The 15,259-nt window shown below is 71.4% G+C and carries 16 protein-coding genes; all 16 read right to left on the minus strand.

Annotated features, from left to right (window positions below; translation table 11 throughout):
• Positions 1 to 36: 36 nt before the first annotated feature.
• The 16 genes from FHU28_RS15510 to FHU28_RS15585 all read right to left on the minus strand — a co-directional run bounded on the left by FHU28_RS15510 (position 37) and on the right by FHU28_RS15585 (position 15,106).
• Entirely contained in the window at positions 37 to 1,203 is a 1,167-nt protein-coding gene (locus FHU28_RS15510) for a sulfotransferase family protein (RefSeq protein WP_184684803.1), read from the minus strand.
• Positions 1,190 to 1,522, minus strand: a complete 333-nt coding sequence (locus FHU28_RS15515; protein ID WP_184684805.1) for an acyl carrier protein — start codon at positions 1,520 to 1,522, stop codon at positions 1,190 to 1,192. The genes FHU28_RS15510 and FHU28_RS15515 overlap by 14 nt, the downstream gene beginning before the upstream one ends.
• Positions 1,523 to 1,572: 50 nt before the next feature.
• Complete coding sequence (locus FHU28_RS15520) at positions 1,573 to 3,213, minus strand: AMP-binding protein (RefSeq protein ID WP_184684807.1); 1,641 nt, start codon at positions 3,211 to 3,213, stop codon at positions 1,573 to 1,575.
• Between the two features lie 17 nt (positions 3,214 to 3,230).
• The gene (locus tag FHU28_RS15525; protein WP_184684809.1) at positions 3,231 to 3,848 is read right to left on the minus strand and encodes a GNAT family N-acetyltransferase; all 618 of its coding nucleotides are present in this window, start codon (positions 3,846 to 3,848) and stop codon (positions 3,231 to 3,233) included.
• 1 nt (position 3,849) lies between these two features.
• Positions 3,850 to 5,463 (minus strand): FAD/NAD(P)-binding protein, encoded by a 1,614-nt coding sequence (locus tag FHU28_RS15530; RefSeq protein WP_311773593.1) that lies wholly within the window; start codon positions 5,461 to 5,463, stop codon positions 3,850 to 3,852.
• Between the two features lie 650 nt (positions 5,464 to 6,113).
• Positions 6,114 to 6,335, minus strand: coding sequence for a hypothetical protein (locus FHU28_RS15535; RefSeq protein ID WP_184684811.1), 222 nt, complete (start codon positions 6,333 to 6,335; stop codon positions 6,114 to 6,116).
• 8 nt (positions 6,336 to 6,343) lie between these two features.
• The gene (locus FHU28_RS15540) at positions 6,344 to 7,312 is read right to left on the minus strand and encodes an ornithine carbamoyltransferase (RefSeq protein ID WP_184684813.1); all 969 of its coding nucleotides are present in this window, start codon (positions 7,310 to 7,312) and stop codon (positions 6,344 to 6,346) included.
• 25 nt (positions 7,313 to 7,337) lie between these two features.
• Positions 7,338 to 8,351 carry a 2,3-diaminopropionate biosynthesis protein SbnA gene (gene sbnA / locus FHU28_RS15545; RefSeq protein ID WP_311773594.1) on the minus strand — a complete coding sequence of 338 codons (1,014 nt, stop codon included), beginning with the start codon at positions 8,349 to 8,351 and terminating at the stop codon, positions 7,338 to 7,340.
• 43 nt (positions 8,352 to 8,394) lie between these two features.
• Positions 8,395 to 9,429, minus strand: a complete 1,035-nt coding sequence (locus FHU28_RS15550; RefSeq protein ID WP_184684815.1) for an ornithine cyclodeaminase — start codon at positions 9,427 to 9,429, stop codon at positions 8,395 to 8,397.
• Between the two features lie 61 nt (positions 9,430 to 9,490).
• Complete coding sequence (locus FHU28_RS15555; RefSeq protein ID WP_184684817.1) at positions 9,491 to 9,991, minus strand: TlpA family protein disulfide reductase; 501 nt, start codon at positions 9,989 to 9,991, stop codon at positions 9,491 to 9,493.
• 6 nt (positions 9,992 to 9,997) lie between these two features.
• Complete coding sequence (locus tag FHU28_RS15560; RefSeq protein WP_184684819.1) at positions 9,998 to 10,537, minus strand: MauE/DoxX family redox-associated membrane protein; 540 nt, start codon at positions 10,535 to 10,537, stop codon at positions 9,998 to 10,000.
• On the minus strand, positions 10,534 to 10,968 hold the full coding sequence (locus FHU28_RS15565) for a lasso peptide biosynthesis B2 protein (protein ID WP_184684821.1): 435 nt from the start codon (positions 10,966 to 10,968) through the stop codon (positions 10,534 to 10,536). The genes FHU28_RS15560 and FHU28_RS15565 overlap by 4 nt, the downstream gene beginning before the upstream one ends.
• Entirely contained in the window at positions 10,965 to 11,225 is a 261-nt protein-coding gene (locus FHU28_RS15570) for a lasso peptide biosynthesis PqqD family chaperone (protein WP_184684823.1), read from the minus strand. The genes FHU28_RS15565 and FHU28_RS15570 overlap by 4 nt, the downstream gene beginning before the upstream one ends.
• Positions 11,222 to 13,066, minus strand: a complete 1,845-nt coding sequence (locus FHU28_RS15575) for an asparagine synthase-related protein (RefSeq protein ID WP_184684826.1) — start codon at positions 13,064 to 13,066, stop codon at positions 11,222 to 11,224. The genes FHU28_RS15570 and FHU28_RS15575 overlap by 4 nt, the downstream gene beginning before the upstream one ends.
• Positions 13,067 to 13,098: 32 nt before the next feature.
• Positions 13,099 to 13,293, minus strand: coding sequence for a keywimysin-related RiPP (locus tag FHU28_RS15580; protein WP_184684827.1), 195 nt, complete (start codon positions 13,291 to 13,293; stop codon positions 13,099 to 13,101).
• Between the two features lie 22 nt (positions 13,294 to 13,315).
• The gene (locus FHU28_RS15585) at positions 13,316 to 15,106 is read right to left on the minus strand and encodes an ABC transporter ATP-binding protein (RefSeq protein WP_184684829.1); all 1,791 of its coding nucleotides are present in this window, start codon (positions 15,104 to 15,106) and stop codon (positions 13,316 to 13,318) included.
• Between the last annotated feature and the right edge of the window lie 153 nt (positions 15,107 to 15,259).

Raw genomic sequence — 15,259 nt, forward strand, 5'->3', positions numbered from 1 at the left:
TCCCCGGGGCGCGGTGCCGCCGGCGTCGATCTGCGTCTACACGCCGAACTCGGCGCGGTAGTCGCTGAACTGTCGGTCGATCTGATCGCGATCGAGACCGAAGTCGGCGAGCGAGTACCCGGGCCCGCCGGTCGGTTCCGGCGCCTGTTCGCCCAGGTGCCGTGCCATCCGCGCGCCCGCCTCGGCGGACATGGGCAGCCCGGCGAAATCACAGACCTGGGCAGTCACGCCCAGCGGGTCCGTCCGCAGGTCCCGCTGACGTACGTCGAGGGTGGGGGTGTCCGACCCGTACCGGTCGCCGCGGCGTAGGCCGGACAGCCCCAGCCAGGCGTACGCCAGCCACTGGTCACCGACGGCGTGCCGGTCCACCCGGGCTCCGTTCGCCCCGCGTACCACCGCGGTGAGGTTGCACGCGGAGGGCAGGCCGGCGGTCGGGTCGCGGTGCAGCCGAACGATCCGTGCCTGCGGGTAGACGGCGCTGAGCGCGTCGAGGTGCCACAGGTGGGACGGACATTTGAGGACGACGTGCGTGCCCGGCCGCCGCCACAGCATGCATCGCAGCAGCGTCTGGTGGTATTCGTAGACCTCCCGGAGGTCCTGCCCGTCGAGCCAGGCCAAATAGCCGGGGACCTCGTAGCGCTGGGCGAAGACCGGGCTGGTGAACGTGGCGGCGGTCAACCGGTGGCATTCGTCGGGACGCATCGCATCGAGGGGATGCAGATCGCGGAGCGCCGGTGCCGCGGTGTAGTAGTGCTCGACGTAGCTCTCGGCGGCCCGGATCAGCTGCGGGTGCCGCACCGGATCGGTGGACGCCGGCGGCGCCAGCATCTCCCACAACCGTGGTGCCCGTAGCCCGGGGTGCTCCGCCAGCAGATTGTGCAGGGCCGTCGTACCCGTGCGCGGCATGCCCGTGATCACCAGAAGGTTCTCCACCGGCAGTCGTTCGATCTCCGGATGGGCCTGCACGAGCCGGCCCGTCTCAATCTGCATGACGAGCTGGCCGACCACGAACTGGTGCAGGACCAGGCGACCGACCGGATCCAGCCCCGCTTCACCCTCCACGGCGGTGAGCAGTCGTTCCAGCGCGGGCAGAAATCGTAGGCGCTGCTCGTCGTGCCCACCCGCCATCTCGCGGGCCCGGCCGACCAGGTCGTCCAAGTCCAGGCTCACGTCCCCCGGACGGGTCGTGTCACTGATGCTCATGCTCGCCACCCGCCGTCACCGCGGGCCGGCTCGCGACCGTGCCGGGGCGGTCGCTCGTCGTCGGCGTCCCGTTGGTCAGCGCCACCTCGACAAGCTTCGTCAGGTCGCTCAGCGAACTGGCCCCGTACAGCTCGGACTCGTCCAGGGAGATCTCGAACCGTTTCTCGATGGCGTCGAGGATCTGGAACAGGGTCAGCGAGTCCAGGCCGGACAGGTCCGCGAGGCCGGCATCCTCGTCGACCGTCTCGATCGGGTGGTTCAACAGGTCCGCGATGACGGCGCGGATTTGGTGTTCCACCGCGGCGTGGGGATCGGACATGGCGGTTCCTTCCCGTAGTCGATTGAAAATCGGTCGAGGGGTGGCGGGGCTCACGGCATCGAGGGCGCGCTCGTTCGCACCTCGGCCCGTCGCACCTTGCCGCTGCTGGTGCGGGGCAGGGCCTGCGGTGGGATCAGTTCGACGGCGACGTCGGCGAGGCCGAGCCCGGTGGAGATCGCGGATCTGATCCGATCGGTGAGTGTCCGGCGATCGTCACTCGATTCGAGTCCGGTCTCGACCACCATGACGAGCCGTTCGCCGTGCTCATCGTCGTGGCGCACGGCGGCGCATCTGCGGCGGTGGACGCCCGGCAGGTCCTGGATGATCGCCTCCGCGTCCTCGGCGAAGTAGTTGTGGCCCCGGATCACCACCATGTTCCTGCTCCGGCCGGCGATGTAGAGCTCGCCGCCGTGCACGAAGCCCTGGTCTCCCGTGCGTAGCCAGCCGTCGTCGGTGAACAGGTCCCCGGGCGGTTGCCGGAAGTAGCCGCCGGTGACCGGCGTACCGGTTATCTCGACCTCACCGAGCTGGTTCTCGGCGCCGCCGGCGCCGCCGATGCGGACCCGGACACCGTCGACGGCCCGGCCCACCGCGACGAGCGATCGGGCGCCGGGTGCACCGGGCTGCGCGGTAACGACCTGGCCGCTGTCGCGGAGCTGGGCCCGGTCGACCCAGAGGATCGTCGGGCGGGTGCCGAGACGCGAGAACGTGACGGCCAGGGTCGCCTCCGCCATTCCGTAGACCGGCACCATCATGTCGGGAGGCAGCCCGCGGTGGGCGAAGGCGGCCCGGAAGCGGTCGATGGTGCCGGCACGGACCGGTTCCGCGCCGTTGAGGCCCAGCCGCCACCCGGACAGGTCGAGGTCCGCGCGGACGCGGTCGACGTCATCCAGGAGATGGTCGTAGAAGAAATTGGGCGCGGTGGTGACCGTGCAGCCATGTGCGACGAACTGCTCCAGCCAGGCGGCCGGGTGCCGCACGAAGGTGGAGGGGCGCCACAGGACCACCCGCAGGCCCTGGGCGAGCGCGGCGAGGGTGGAGAACAGGCCCATGTCGTGGAACAGGGGGATCCAGAGTCCCGCCACGTCCGTACGGGTCAGCGCGCACCCGTCGATGATCGCCTGGATGCCCGCCACCACGTTGCGATGGGTCAACATGACGCCCTTGGGTAGCCGGGTGCTGCCGGAGGTGTACTGGATGACCGCCAGCGCGTCGGCGCCGGCCGGCTCGGTGAGCTCCGGTCCGGTGGTCGACAGCGTGTCGCCCTCGATCAGCTGGACCGGGGGCAGCTGCGCCGTACGGCTGCGCAGCACCCGGAGGCAGGTCGCACTGACCACGAGGTGCCGCATCGCGGAGTCTTCGAGTACCCGCCGCAGGTGCTCGACGTAACCGTGCACCCCGCCCATCGCCGACGGAGTGGCCAGGGGCACCGCTACCGCGCCGGCGTGCAGTATCGCGAGGAAGCTGTGCAGGAACACCAGGCCGTTCTCCGCGACCAGCCCCACCGGATCGCCGGGGCGCACACCGTCGGCGCGCAGTTGAGCGGCGGCCGTCCGGCTGATCCGCAGCAGATCGGCGAGCGGTACTCGTTGGCCGGTCTCCGCGACCAGCAACTCACCGGTCCGGCTCGGTTGGTCCCGCTCCAGGGCCCCGGTCACGGTCTCGTTTCGCTGGTCCTTCGCCGTCAGCATGCTGCCTACCCCCGTGTTCATCGAACGAGCGACGCGATCCGTGCACGGTCGTCCGCCCAGTCGGTACGGCTGACCGCGACGAGGCAGGCGGTCTTGTGCGGCAGTTCGACCACGGCAACCTGCCGCATCCCGAGCATCCGGTGCAGGTTGACCATCGACCGGTTCCGGATGTCGGGGTCTCCGATGTAGTGCTGCGCTGCAGGCCAGGTCTCGAAGGCCCAGTCGACGGCGTCCACGACGACCTCGAGAACGACGCGTCGGTCCACTCGGTCCGTCGGGTCGACCAGCAGGTGCGACCCGCGTGCCTCGTCCTCGAGCAGGGGAACGCCGGCGAGCAGGCTGTCCTTTTTGGCATAGGCCTCGGCGTACGCCACCGGCCGCCCGTCCAGTTCACCGACGACCGGCTCGACCCCGAGCCGGTCCGCCGGCAGTGCCAGGTAGTCGCGCACCGTCTCCGGCCCGTACGGCGGCGGACCGACCTTCGCCACCCGGGGCGCCGTGCCCCAGTACGTTAGGACCGGCGCGGTCCACCAGCCCCAGATCGTCTCGGCGTCGGCCGCTCCGGCGGACCGCCAGACGAACGTGTGTCCGCGGCGCAGGTGCACGGTCCGGCGGATCCGCGTATGGGGTGTCATCTCACCGACCTCCGATCGTCTGTGTCAGTGCGGCGCCGGTCGGGGTGACCGGCCGGCGGCGGGTTCGAATGAGGGTGGTCCGGACCGCATGGGCGACGCGGAAGGCGTTGTCCCGGTTGGTCTCGAACGAGTTGGTGTAGAAGTGTGTGCCGAAGGTCATCGGGCCGACGAGGTAGAGGTTCGGGCACGGCCTGTTGTCGGCGGCGAGGACCTGGCAGGTGCCGAACAGCACCCGCAGGCCGCCGCGCGGATCGGGGCTGAGGAGACCGCGGTGGATCGCGGTGCGCAGCAGTGGGTCACGTCGGCAGGCGATGGCCAGCTGCCCGCCGGTTGCGTCGACGAGAACGTCATAGGCGGACCCGGGCGGGCCCGACCGGCTGTTGACACGCCAGCGGGTGGTGGCACCGGAGGATTCCGGCGTGACCGAGGTCAGACCGGTGCGGACGGTCAGTTGGCCGCTCGACACAGCGGGCAGCAGCGCCCGCGCGTTGACCAGCGGCATGCTGTGTCGATACTCGCTCCACCGGGCCCGCCAGGTGGTGAGAAACAGCAACTGGTCCCGCTCGTCGAGGGCGTTCCAGATGGCCGGGGTGTGCGGCGACAGCGAATCGAGCGCCTGGTACCAGGTCGTCCGAGATTCCACCGCGGCCGTGACAGCCGCCTGGAACACCTGGCTTTCGTCCTGCCGGCTCCGGTGCCGCCGGCCGTCGCGGGAGAACCACTCGCGTGGATCCGGCATGCCAGGTGTGTAGGGTTCCTCGGCGCGCGCGTCCAGGCCCTGCGCCAGGGCCCGGGCGACGGTACGCAGGCGGATCCGTCGCCGTCCCGCCCCGGTCGACCAGCTCAACCAGTCGGGATCGAGCAGCGCCGGCTGGGGCCGGGAGGTCGCGCCCTGAACCTTCGGGAACCCCCGGGTACGGGCGTGGCAGGTTATCGGTCCCCGATGCCCCTGGCCGAGCAGTTGGATGCAGATGTCGACCGCGCTCAGGCTGCTGCCGACGATGCCCACCCGGGCGTCGGCCGGAATCCGCCCGAGCTGGTGGGTCTCGGCCAGGGACGCGACGAAGTTCGGCCGGCCGGTCCAGTGACCGAGCGCGCCGTGCCGGGACTCGCCGGTCGCCATCACCACGACGTCGAACGACCGCGTCGCACCGTCGGCCCCGGTGATTCGGAACGACTCGCCGCTGCGGTCGAGCTCCGCGGCCGAGGTCCGCCAGTGCTCGACGGTCACGCCGGCCGACTCGGCCGAGGCGACGGCTTCGGCCAGGACCGTCCGGAGGTAGCGCCCGAAGAGTCGGCGCGTCGGATACTCAAGGTCGTCGCGGTCGTCGCGGTCGTCGCGGTCGTCGCGGTCGTCGCGGTCGTCGCGGTCGTCGGTGTCGCAGTGCGCACGCAGCCAGTCGGTGAATCCGGTGGGCGCCAGCGGGTCCATGTGCAGGCTGCTGGCCCGCATGTTCAGTCGGTGCGTGGCCTGGAAGGCGTAGCCCGCCCCCAGCTCGTCGCCGGGGTCGATGGCAGTCAGCCGTAGCGGGACCCCCGGTTGATCGGCCCGCAGCTCGTCGATGAGCTTCCACACGAAGGACGTGCCGGTGGGACCCAGACCGATCACCGCCACCGATACCTGCCCGCAGTTGTCCACCGCATCCCCCGTATCGAATCCCTGGATAGCTCGCTCGATCAACTACGCCGCAGGTAGGCGGCCGAGTGCCAGCGCCGGACAGGTGCCGTCGCCGCGATCTGCCGCCTGCGGTGTGAATGCCTCAGAATGAAGTCGCCGTGCTATTGCCGATCGGCCTGGTTGAGCCGGAAGCGAGTCCCAGAGTGGACAGTGTGCGTCATCAACTCAAACACCCCCGCGTTTGTGTCAAGCCGTTGTCGGGTCTGCGCTGGGAACATTCCATGAATGTGTCGAAGATCCGTCAGTGACACCTGGGGTGATCACCGGCGCCATTGCAGAGAAAAAAGACGTATCGACGTTGCTACGGTAGGTGGTGCGGATGGTGTGGTCAACCCCCGTGCTGGTCGGTCCTCAAATGGACTGTAGTCGGCAGGAACGCTCGTTGCGCTCACCGGTGCGATCGATCGGCGAGCCGGCCGTGAACGGCGGCTGAAGGCCTGCTCGAAGGGTGGGAAACCGCATCCCGAAATTGGCCTTGACGAGGGCAGAGAAGGTCGCGCCCGCGGCGAGTCAACAATTGTCGCCGGGCCGGCCGCCCGCCCGCCGTTTCCGCTATTAGATCAGTGTCAGCGGAATTCGTCGGATGTTCAGCTCGTGGCGATGTGCGATCGCCCGGAGTCCTCCTTCTCGTCGGTCAGCGTCAGGTGGATCGCCCGGTCCATCAACGCGGCGCGGTGGGGCGGTGCCACGCACGCGAGGAGCTCGCCGGCCCGGCGTACCGCCGAGCCGATCCGCAGTGGATGAGCCGAGCGCAGAAGATCGGCGACCCGGGCCACCAGCTCGTCGGGCCCCAGGTCCGCCGCGTCCATCGCGCCCCTCAGTCCCGGCCGGCGAACGCGTGCTCAAGTACCGCCATCGCGCTGTACAGCTTCATCCGTGCCTGCGACCACGCGATCGAACGCGTCCCGTCCAGGACGGCTCCGGTGACCTCCTCGCCGCAGTGGGCCGGCAGGTCGTGCAGGAACAGCGCCTTGGGCGTACGCGCGAGAAACGTCTCGTCGACGTGGAACGGCCGGAACACCTCCCGCCAGTCCGGGTTCGGCTTGCTGGTGCCGGTGGTCTGCCAGCGCGTGGTGTAGACGAACTCCACGCTGTCCGGAACGGAGGCCGCGTCGTGCGTCTGGGTGACGGACCCCCCGTGCCCGGCGGCCCGGGCGGCCGTCGCCCTCAGCACGTCCTCGGGCAGCCCGAATCCGGCCGGAGTCAGCAGATGCAGCCGGGTACCGGCGAAGTTGCTCAGGCCCTGGGCGAGCGCGGTCGCGGTATTGTTGCCCTCACCGACGTAGAGCACCTCCACCCGGTCCAGCGACCCGCGGTGCAGCAGGATTGTGGCCAGGTCGCAGATTCCCTGGGTCGGGTGCTCCTCGGCGGCCATCGCGTTGATCACCGGGAGGCCGCTCTCCGCGGACAGCAGCCGCATGTCGGCCAGCGACCCGGCGGTGCGGATGACGACGCCGTCGAGCATCAGGCCCAACGTGCGCGCGGTGTGGGCGAGTGACTCACCGGTGTTGGTCTGCAGGTCGCCGGGGCCGTACCCGATGGCCCGGCCGCCCAGCCGCTCGATGCCTGCGGTGAAAGCGGTCCGGGTCCGGGTCGACGTCCGGGTGAAAACCACACCGACGAGCCGCCCCCGCAGCGGCTCGTGGTGGGCGGCGGGATCGCGGTACAGATCGACCGAGCGGCGGGCCAACGCGCCCAGGACGTCCGGCGTGAGATCGGCCAGCGAGAGCACCCCGCAGGCGGCCCGGCGCGGCGGCAGCCCGGTGAAGGCATCGGTCATTGACATGGGTCTTCCCTCCAGGTGGTGCGGCTCAGACAGGGTCGGGACAGGCGGCCGTGGGCACGTCGGACCTGCCGGTGGACGCCGGGGGCGAGTCGAGCCCGCGCTCGGCGAGCCAGCCGGGGTCGTACAGAGTGCCGGCGTACCGGTCGCCGAGGTCGGGGCTGATCGCGACCACGACCGAGCCCGGGCGCAGCATCCGGGCGCGCGCGGACACCCCGCTGAGTACCGCGCCGGTGGAGCCGCCGCCCAGCAGGAAGTAGCGGTTGCGCAGCAGCCGGCAGGCCCGCACGGTGTCGTACTCGGAGACCATCACCAGGTCGGTGACGTGCCGCAGGGAGGCGATCTCGGGTGTACGGCTGGTGCCCAGCCCCGGGATGTGCCGCCGCCCCGGCGGGGTGCCGAAGGTGGTCGACCCGATGATGTCGACGGCGAACACCTTCGTCTCCGGTCGGTGCTGGGCGAAGTACTGTGCGCAGCCGGTCAGCGTTCCGGTCGTGCCGGCGCCCACGAACACGGCGTCGACCTCCGGAAACTCCTTGAGGATCTCGGCGGCGGTGGTGTGATAGTGGGCCATCGTGTTGACCGGGTTGGCGTACTGGTTGGGCCAGACCAGCGTGGGGTCGGCCGCCATCCGTTCCTGCAGGTGGGCCAAGCGCATCGACAGGAACCCGCCGTTCGCGTCCCGCTCGTCGATCACGACAACGCGGGCTCCGTACGCCCGCATCAGGGCGATCGTCGCCGGGGCCGTGTTCAGGTCGGTGACACAGGTGAAGCTGTATCCGCGGGCGTTGCACACGATGGCCAGCGCGATGCCGAGGTTGCCGGAGGACGACTCGATGACCCGGCTGCCGGGCCGTAGCAGCCCTCGCTGCTCCAGGTCGTCGACCATGGCCAGGGCCGGCTTGAACTTGATCGAGCCGGCGGGGTTCATCGCCTCGATCTTGAGGTAGAGGCGGCTGTCCGGCAGGAAGCCGGACAGTTCCAGGAACAAGTCGGGAAACTGGAGGTCCAGCGCGGATTGAAAGATCAACGGTAGCTCCACGAAGATGGTCGGGGACGACGGCCGGACGTGGAAGACACGCGGTTCAGAGCAGTTCGAGGAGTTGCCCGGCGCCCGTCGCCCGCGCGACCTGGGCGACGGCATGGATCAGCGCGACGTCCAGGACTGCCATGCCGAACGGGTTGCTGATGACGTATCCCTGCTGCGGGCGCTGCGCGGCGCGCCGGCCGATCAGCACCTCGCCGAGGCTGCCGTCGATCACCCGGGCGTCCGGCCGTCCGGGCTCATCGACCGTGGTCAGCGAGCCCTCCTGCAGCAGCCGCCCCATGACCCGGCGTGGGTTGTCCCGGACAAGCTCCACGTCGTCGACGAAGATCGCCTCCGCGGACCGGAACGCATCCTCGGTCAGGTCGTCGAGTGACACGTGCGCCACGAACGAACCGGCGGCCGGCCATCCGGCCGGGATGTAGGGGTCGTTGCTGGTGGTCGCGGTGATCAGGACCGGGGCGGCGCCGGCCGCCTGCCGGGCACCGGCTACGACGCTGACCTCCAGGTCGGGCCGTCGGGCCCGGAAATTCTCCCGGAACGCCCGGGCCCGAGCGGGTTCGAGGTCGAAGACGTACGCCCGCCGGACCGCCGGGAACGCCTCGACGATCGCCTCCAGGTGCACCCGCGCCAGCGTGCCGGTGCCGATCAGGCTGACCGCGTCGAACGACTCCGGGCCGAGATGGCGCAGGCTGACCACGGTGTAGGCGGCCGTACGGACCGCACTGAGCAGCCCGGCCTCGGCGACCACGCTGGGGCGTGCGGTCTCGGAGTCGAAGGTGAAGCTGAGACCGCCGGCGCGTTCCAGGCCGCGCTGGGGGTTGCTGACCGAGGCGTTGATCAGTTTCATGCCGTAGGCCATCGCGTCGCCCGACGGCACCGCGCCCAGCATCGCGATCGCCCGGCTGTACGCGCCCACGCTGTTGGACCAGCTGAGGTAGCCCTCGGCCGGAAGCTCGGTGCGGCCGAGGGTGTGCTCACGCAGGGTGCGCGCCACCACCTCGGCGGCGTCCAGCTTCGACAGACACGCCGCGACGGCGGCGCGGTTCAGGAAACGAAGGCTTTCGCCTGGCATCTTCTTCTCACATCTCTCTACGGATCTCTTCGCCGGCCGGGCCGGGAGGTGGTCGGATGGGTCACGGCTCGGCGAGTCCGGGAACCGCGTCGGCGTGCACGCCGGTCCACGCCAGTCGCCCGTCCGGAGCCACCACGAACAGCGCCGGGAAGCTTCGGATCCCGAACGCACGCCGTAACGACTCGTCGCTGTCCACGACGACCCGCGCGGCCGGGGCCAGCCCGGTCAGAAAGTCGGCGGAGGCGGTCGGCCCGGAGACCACGGCGACTGCCCGGTCCGGCCCGCCCGGCCACCGGGCGGCGACGCGGCCGAACCCCTTGCGTTCCTTGCGGCACCGGGTGCAAGTGGGCGAGAAGAACGCGACCAGCGTGTCCCCGTCGTGCCCGGCGAAGTCGTGCACGACCTCGCCGCGCGGCAGCGCCTGCGCGGGCACCCCACGCTCCTCCACCTCGGTGAGCAGTTCGGCGTGGTAGCGCAGTCGCCGGACGAGCGCCACGTTCAGCGCGGTGTTGAACGCGCAGACCAGCGCGAGCAGGACGACGACGGTGACGAGTACGCTCATCGGACCTCACAGGCGTGCCGGGAACAGGGACGTGATGTCGTTCAGCCGGACCAGGAACGCCGCGAGCAGCACCGCCGCGACGAGGCAGACCAGCACCCCGGCCAGGTCCGTGCCCTCGGTTCCGGCGACCCCGAGCGTGCTGCCCGCGCCCACGGCGGCCACGACCAGCAGCAGCGCGTTGCGCACCAGGCCGACCCGGCGGGTGGTGGCCGCCGAGCCGAAACACCCGCACGCGACGACCGGGCCGGCGTCCGGCATCCGGGCCAGCCGCCAGGAGAACAGCGACAGCAGCACGATCGCCGTAGCGGCCGCCCACGGGGCTGTCCGCGCCGGAACCGAACCGGCGGCCACCGCGGTCTCGCCAGCGACGATCAGTACCGCGAGCACGTCGGCGCGGCGATCCTGTAGGCCGGTCAGCGTGCGGGTGGCGTGCCGGAACCACGCAAAGGCGGGGGCGCCGCGGGTCTTGGCGGTCACCGACACCGCGAACACCAAGGCGAGCGTGCCACGGCAGATCCAGGAGAGGTACAGCAGCGTGGTGGTCATCCCGCGCTTCCTCGCTCGGCCGGCGGGACGGTCAACAGCGGGATGTGGAAGTCGGGCGGGTACGGCTCGTCCACGGCGGTGCCCTGGGCCTCAACCCATGCATGCGCGCCGAACGGCGGGTGCCGGCGGACGCCGGCGACCCAGGTCGGCCAACCGCCGCGGATGCGGCAGAGCAGCGCGGTGGTGATCGACCGGGGCAGGCAGCCCAGCGGGCCCGCACAGAAGGCACTGTTCGCCACCGTGTGCCGGCGGGCGGCAGCGGCTTCGGCGAAGGTCGCGGGCCGGGCACCGCGGCTCGCCTGACGCAGCACCCAGCAGATCTGCGCCGGAGGGCGCCGGGCCAGCACCCGCGCGAAGGCCACCACGCTCAGCACCCCGAGCCGTCGGCCCAGCCGGCCCGGCCGGTGGGCGAGAACCTGCTCGGTGGTCATGTCGCGACCACCAGACCGGCGGACCGCAGTTCGGCGAGGAACGCCGGCACGTCGGCGGCCATCGCCTCCGGGTCGCCGTCGAACTCGGCCGCGAGCCGGTCGGTCACCTGCGCCATCGGCGCGTCCTCCAGGATCGAGGCGAGCGCGGTGGTGGCGGTCGCGTTCAAGGTCCAGTACTCGCCGGAGGCGGAATCCAGGAGCACGCCGCCGTACTCGGTCGGCGTCCAGGAAACGTGGGCGGGCAGGGTCCAGCTCATCGGTTGTGCTCTCCGTTTCCGCGGATCGGTGTCTCGTGGACGCGCAACCAGGTTTCGGCGGCCAGCGTCTGGTCGAGGTCGTAGAAGGTGCGATCACCGGGCGTCTCGAGCGCGGCGCGCAGGGCCGCGCCGTCGATCAGGCCACGCTCGGCCAGCCGCGATCGTTCCGCCAAATCGAGCAGCGCGGCGCGGTGACGGTCGGCACCCAGCAGCGCGGCGATGGAGGTGTCGGCCTTGGTCGACCGGCTGCGCAGCGCTTCCGGCAGGACGTCACGCATCGCCCGGACGATCAGGGGCTTGTACTGCTGCGGTGAGGCGATGTCGGCGGTGCGTACGCTCAGGCTGACCTTGACCACCTGATCGTCCAGGTAGGGCAGCGCGGCGGTCACCCCGACCCGCCGGGACGCCTGGGCCAGATGCCGGCCGGCGGCTGCGCCGGCGTACAGCCCGGCCAGCCGGCCGTGCAGCCCGCGGTCGTCCTGCAGGGGGTTCGCCGCCGAGGCGTGGTCGCGGAGGATCCGGCGTACGGTGGCGCGGGCGTCGGGTGCGGTCCAGGGGGCCAGGCCGACCGGTGGCCCCCAGCTCAGCATCGGACCGTTGAAGCCGGCCTCCTCGGCGGCGAGCCCGTCGGCGAGTGAGTCGAACCAGCCGCCGTACGAACGCCGGTCGAGCACCGCCCGCAGGGTGGCGCCATGCTTCCAGCGATAGGCCGCGCGCAGGAGTCGCAGGTGGCGAAGGGCGAGGCGGGGATGCGTACGCAGGAGGGTGAGCTGCAGGGCCGGGTCGGCCGTGAGCAGTTCGTCGCCGCCGAAGCCGGTGAGGCGTACCCGGGCGCCGTGGTCGGCGGCCCGGCGTGAGGTGGCCAGGAACCCGGCGCGGTACATGACCGCCGCGGTGGGCTCGTCGAACCGATCGGCGGGCTCGTGCAGATCGGTGTAGGGCAGCGGGTTCGCGTCGCCGGCAACCACCTCATGAGTCACCTTGCCGAGTTCGCGCGCGGCCAGCTCGGCCCAGGGCAGGTCGTCGTCGAGCGGGTCCGGGCTGACGCAGGTCAGGCCGACCACGTTGCGGCCCTGCCGCACGGCGAGCGCGCAGAGCGAGGTCGAGTCCATGCCGCTCAGGTCGCTGGAGATCACATCGCCGGGGCCGCCCCGGACCGCGACGGCCTCGGAGAGTGCCTGGTGCAGGCCGACGGCTGCGGTCTCGAGGTCGAGCGACGGCTCGGGCGGCTGCCACCGTCGCCGGGCGCGCGGCGTTCCCGCGAGGTCGAGGACGAGCCGTTCGTCCGGCCGCACGGCGCGAATGCCCCGCCATACCGGCTGCCAGAACATCGGCCACGGCGAGAACGGGGTGAGCAGCCGCAGTGCCAGCGCCTCGTCGTCCACCTCGGCCCCGGTCAGGGCGGCCAGCACGTCGGCGCGGTCCGAGACCAGGGCCGGTCCGCCAGCGCGGTGGTGGTAGACGCGCCGGTAGCCGGAGAGGCTCCCCTGTACGGCGACACCGCCGGGCGCCGAGGCGATCGCGTGGAAGCTGCCCGGTTCGTCCTGCACGGTCGCGCAGAGCCGCTCGGTGTCCTGCGCGCCACGCGCGAGCCGGAGCAGGTCCTCGGCGGAGAGCCGGTGCTCGCCGAGCACGGCGAGGCGGTTCGGGCCGAGTTCGGCCGCCACCGCCTCGCCGGGCTGCCAGCGACCCACCAGCCAGGGGCGACCGGACGCGTGGCCGATCGTCTGCAGCACGCCGGTGAGCTGCTCCAGACGTCGCGCCAGGGGCTTTCCGGCGTCGCTGTCCGGCAGCACCACGAACCACGACACTTGTGACGCCGGGTCTGGCAACTGCGTCATGATCGTCCCTTCGGCTCAGCGGGTCCGCAGGGTCAACTGCAGATGGCCCTCGGCTTCTGGGTGACGTACGACTCGCGGCAGTTGGTGAAGAGGCTGCCGGCGGTCTTGTGGGCGAACGCGCCACCCCTGGTCAGCGTCGGGCGCTGGTACGACTTCTTGGCCATCTCGATGCACTCCTTCCCGGTGGGTAACTCGGACCGGTCCAGGCCGCTCCTACCGCGGGTCATCGGGCGAGCCTGGGCCTGAGGCTCAAGTCTCGGGGCGCTCTCTATATCCACTCGATACCGCGACGGCCGGGACGTGAGGTTCGATGAGCAACTGGGTCTCGGCCAGGCGCCGGTACAGGTCGTCACGGTCGATCAGGCTCTCGTGCGTGCCGACCGCGCGTACCCGCCCGGCTTCCAGCACCACGACGCGGTCGGCATCGAGGACGGTGGACAACCGGTGGGCGGCCATCAGCACGGTCGTGGTCCGGGCCACCCCGGCGACCAGGTCGCGCAGTGCCTGCTCGTTCACCGCGTCCAGGTGTGCGGTCGGCTCGTCGAGCAGCAGCAGGCCCGGCCGGCGCAGCAGCGCCCGGGCGATCGCGATGCGTTGGCGTTCGCCGCCGGACAGCGTCGCCCCGCGCTGGCCGATCCGTGTGTCGAGGCCCTGGGGCAGCCGGCGGACGAGGGAAACCAGCATGGCTTGCTCGAGGATCTCGTCGATCCGGCCGTCCGGGGCGTCCGCGGCACCGAGCAGCAGGTTGTCGCGCAGGGTTCCGGAGAGCACCGGCGCCTCCTGCTCGACGTATCCGATCCGGGCCCGCAGCTCACGCAGCGGCCACTGCCGTACGTCCCGGTCGCCGACCTCGAGGTGACCGGAGGTCGGGTCCTGGAACCGCTCGACGAGCGAGAGCAGGGTGCTCTTGCCGGCCCCGGACGGGCCGACCAGGGCGGTCAGGCCGGTGGCCGGGATCCGCAGGGTCACGTCGGTCAGCACTTCCGGGTCCTGCGGGCGGTGGCGCAACGAGACACCGTGGAACGCCACCGACATCGGCCCGATCGCCTCGGTGCTCGGCGCGGCGCGCCCGCCCGGGTCCTCGGCGGGCATCCGCACGACCGCGTCGATCCGGCCCACCGCGGCCAGCCCGGCCTGTAGTCCGGTCACCCCGCCGGCCAGTTGGGACACCGGCCCGGCCAGGTAGAACAGGTACAGCAGGAAGGCGACCAGCGACGACACGGTCAGGTCGTCGGCGGCGACTCGGGCCCCGCCGACGCCGAGCACGACGACGAACGCCAGTTGCACGGCGAGGCCGGTGGTGACCCCTGCCGCGGAGACCCAGCGCGCCGCCTGCCGACCGCGTCGCCACGCCTGGATCGCCGCGCTGTGCGCCGCCGCGGTCTGCTGCCGTTCGGCGCCGTTGGCCTTGACCGTCCGGAACGCGCCGAGCGCGCGGGCCAGCACCGCGCCGAGCCCACCCACCGCCGCCTGGGTCCGCTCGCTGACGTCGCGGATCCGCGCGGCGAGCAGCGCGGTGACGCCGAGCAGCAGCACCAGGACCAGGGTCACCACGCCGAGCAGCACCAGGTCGAGGCGGGCCATCAGCACGACCGCGCCGCCGATCTGGAACACGCCGGTGACGAGATCGACGACGTTCGTGGTGGCGGCGGACCGTAGCTGGGTGGTGTCGCCGGTGACCCGGGACAGCAGGTCACCGGACTCGGCCCGATCCATCACGCCGACGCGGAGGTGGAGCAGCCGGTCGATCAGGCGGCGGCGGGCGTCGAGCACCACGCTCTCGGCGGTGGCCTCCAGCAGGTACATGCCGCCGGCACCGACCAGTGCGCCGGCCACCAGGAGCGTGGTCAGCAGGATCACCGGGCCGGCGAACGACGCGTCGCCTGTCAGCCCGTCCAGCAGGTGCTTGACCGCGAGCGGCTGGGCAAGGTTGACCAGGCCGCCGAGAAACATCAGGCCGGCACCGACCAGAAGACCGCCGGTGTGCGGCCGCATGTAGCGCATGAGCAGCCGTATCGGAGCGCGGGCAGGGCTGGTCATAGGGTCCTACCGAAGTGTCCTCGGGGCGCGCGGGCGCCGGTCGGCCAGACCGACGGAATCGTGTGGCAGGTAGCGATATTTTTTCTATGTCGCTTCGATGCCCGGCGGATGCTGCCCAGGTAGGAGCGGGAAGCAGTCCGCCGGTGACCGTGA

The organism is Micromonospora echinospora (assembly GCF_014203425.1).
Classification (GTDB): Bacteria; Actinomycetota; Actinomycetes; order Mycobacteriales; family Micromonosporaceae; genus Micromonospora; species Micromonospora echinospora_A.

What these genes read in the sequence shown, in the direction of transcription:
- FHU28_RS15510 (WP_184684803.1), bottom strand. Translation starts at nt 1,203, where the DNA reads ATGAGCATCAGTGACACGACCCGTCCGGGGGACGTGAGCCTGGACTTG.
- FHU28_RS15515 (WP_184684805.1), bottom strand. Translation starts at nt 1,522, where the DNA reads ATGTCCGATCCCCACGCCGCGGTGGAACACCAAATCCGCGCCGTCATC.
- FHU28_RS15520 (WP_184684807.1), bottom strand. Translation starts at nt 3,213, where the DNA reads ATGCTGACGGCGAAGGACCAGCGAAACGAGACCGTGACCGGGGCCCTG.
- FHU28_RS15525 (WP_184684809.1), bottom strand. Translation starts at nt 3,848, where the DNA reads ATGACACCCCATACGCGGATCCGCCGGACCGTGCACCTGCGCCGCGGA.
- FHU28_RS15535 (WP_184684811.1), bottom strand. Translation starts at nt 6,335, where the DNA reads ATGGACGCGGCGGACCTGGGGCCCGACGAGCTGGTGGCCCGGGTCGCC.
- FHU28_RS15540 (WP_184684813.1), bottom strand. Translation starts at nt 7,312, where the DNA reads ATGTCAATGACCGATGCCTTCACCGGGCTGCCGCCGCGCCGGGCCGCC.
- FHU28_RS15550 (WP_184684815.1), bottom strand. Translation starts at nt 9,429, where the DNA reads ATGCCAGGCGAAAGCCTTCGTTTCCTGAACCGCGCCGCCGTCGCGGCG.
- FHU28_RS15555 (WP_184684817.1), bottom strand. Translation starts at nt 9,991, where the DNA reads ATGAGCGTACTCGTCACCGTCGTCGTCCTGCTCGCGCTGGTCTGCGCG.
- FHU28_RS15560 (WP_184684819.1), bottom strand. Translation starts at nt 10,537, where the DNA reads ATGACCACCACGCTGCTGTACCTCTCCTGGATCTGCCGTGGCACGCTC.
- FHU28_RS15565 (WP_184684821.1), bottom strand. Translation starts at nt 10,968, where the DNA reads ATGACCACCGAGCAGGTTCTCGCCCACCGGCCGGGCCGGCTGGGCCGA.
- FHU28_RS15570 (WP_184684823.1), bottom strand. Translation starts at nt 11,225, where the DNA reads ATGAGCTGGACCCTGCCCGCCCACGTTTCCTGGACGCCGACCGAGTAC.
- FHU28_RS15575 (WP_184684826.1), bottom strand. Translation starts at nt 13,066, where the DNA reads ATGACGCAGTTGCCAGACCCGGCGTCACAAGTGTCGTGGTTCGTGGTG.
- FHU28_RS15580 (WP_184684827.1), bottom strand. Translation starts at nt 13,293, where the DNA reads ATGACCCGCGGTAGGAGCGGCCTGGACCGGTCCGAGTTACCCACCGGG.
- FHU28_RS15585 (WP_184684829.1), bottom strand. Translation starts at nt 15,106, where the DNA reads ATGACCAGCCCTGCCCGCGCTCCGATACGGCTGCTCATGCGCTACATG.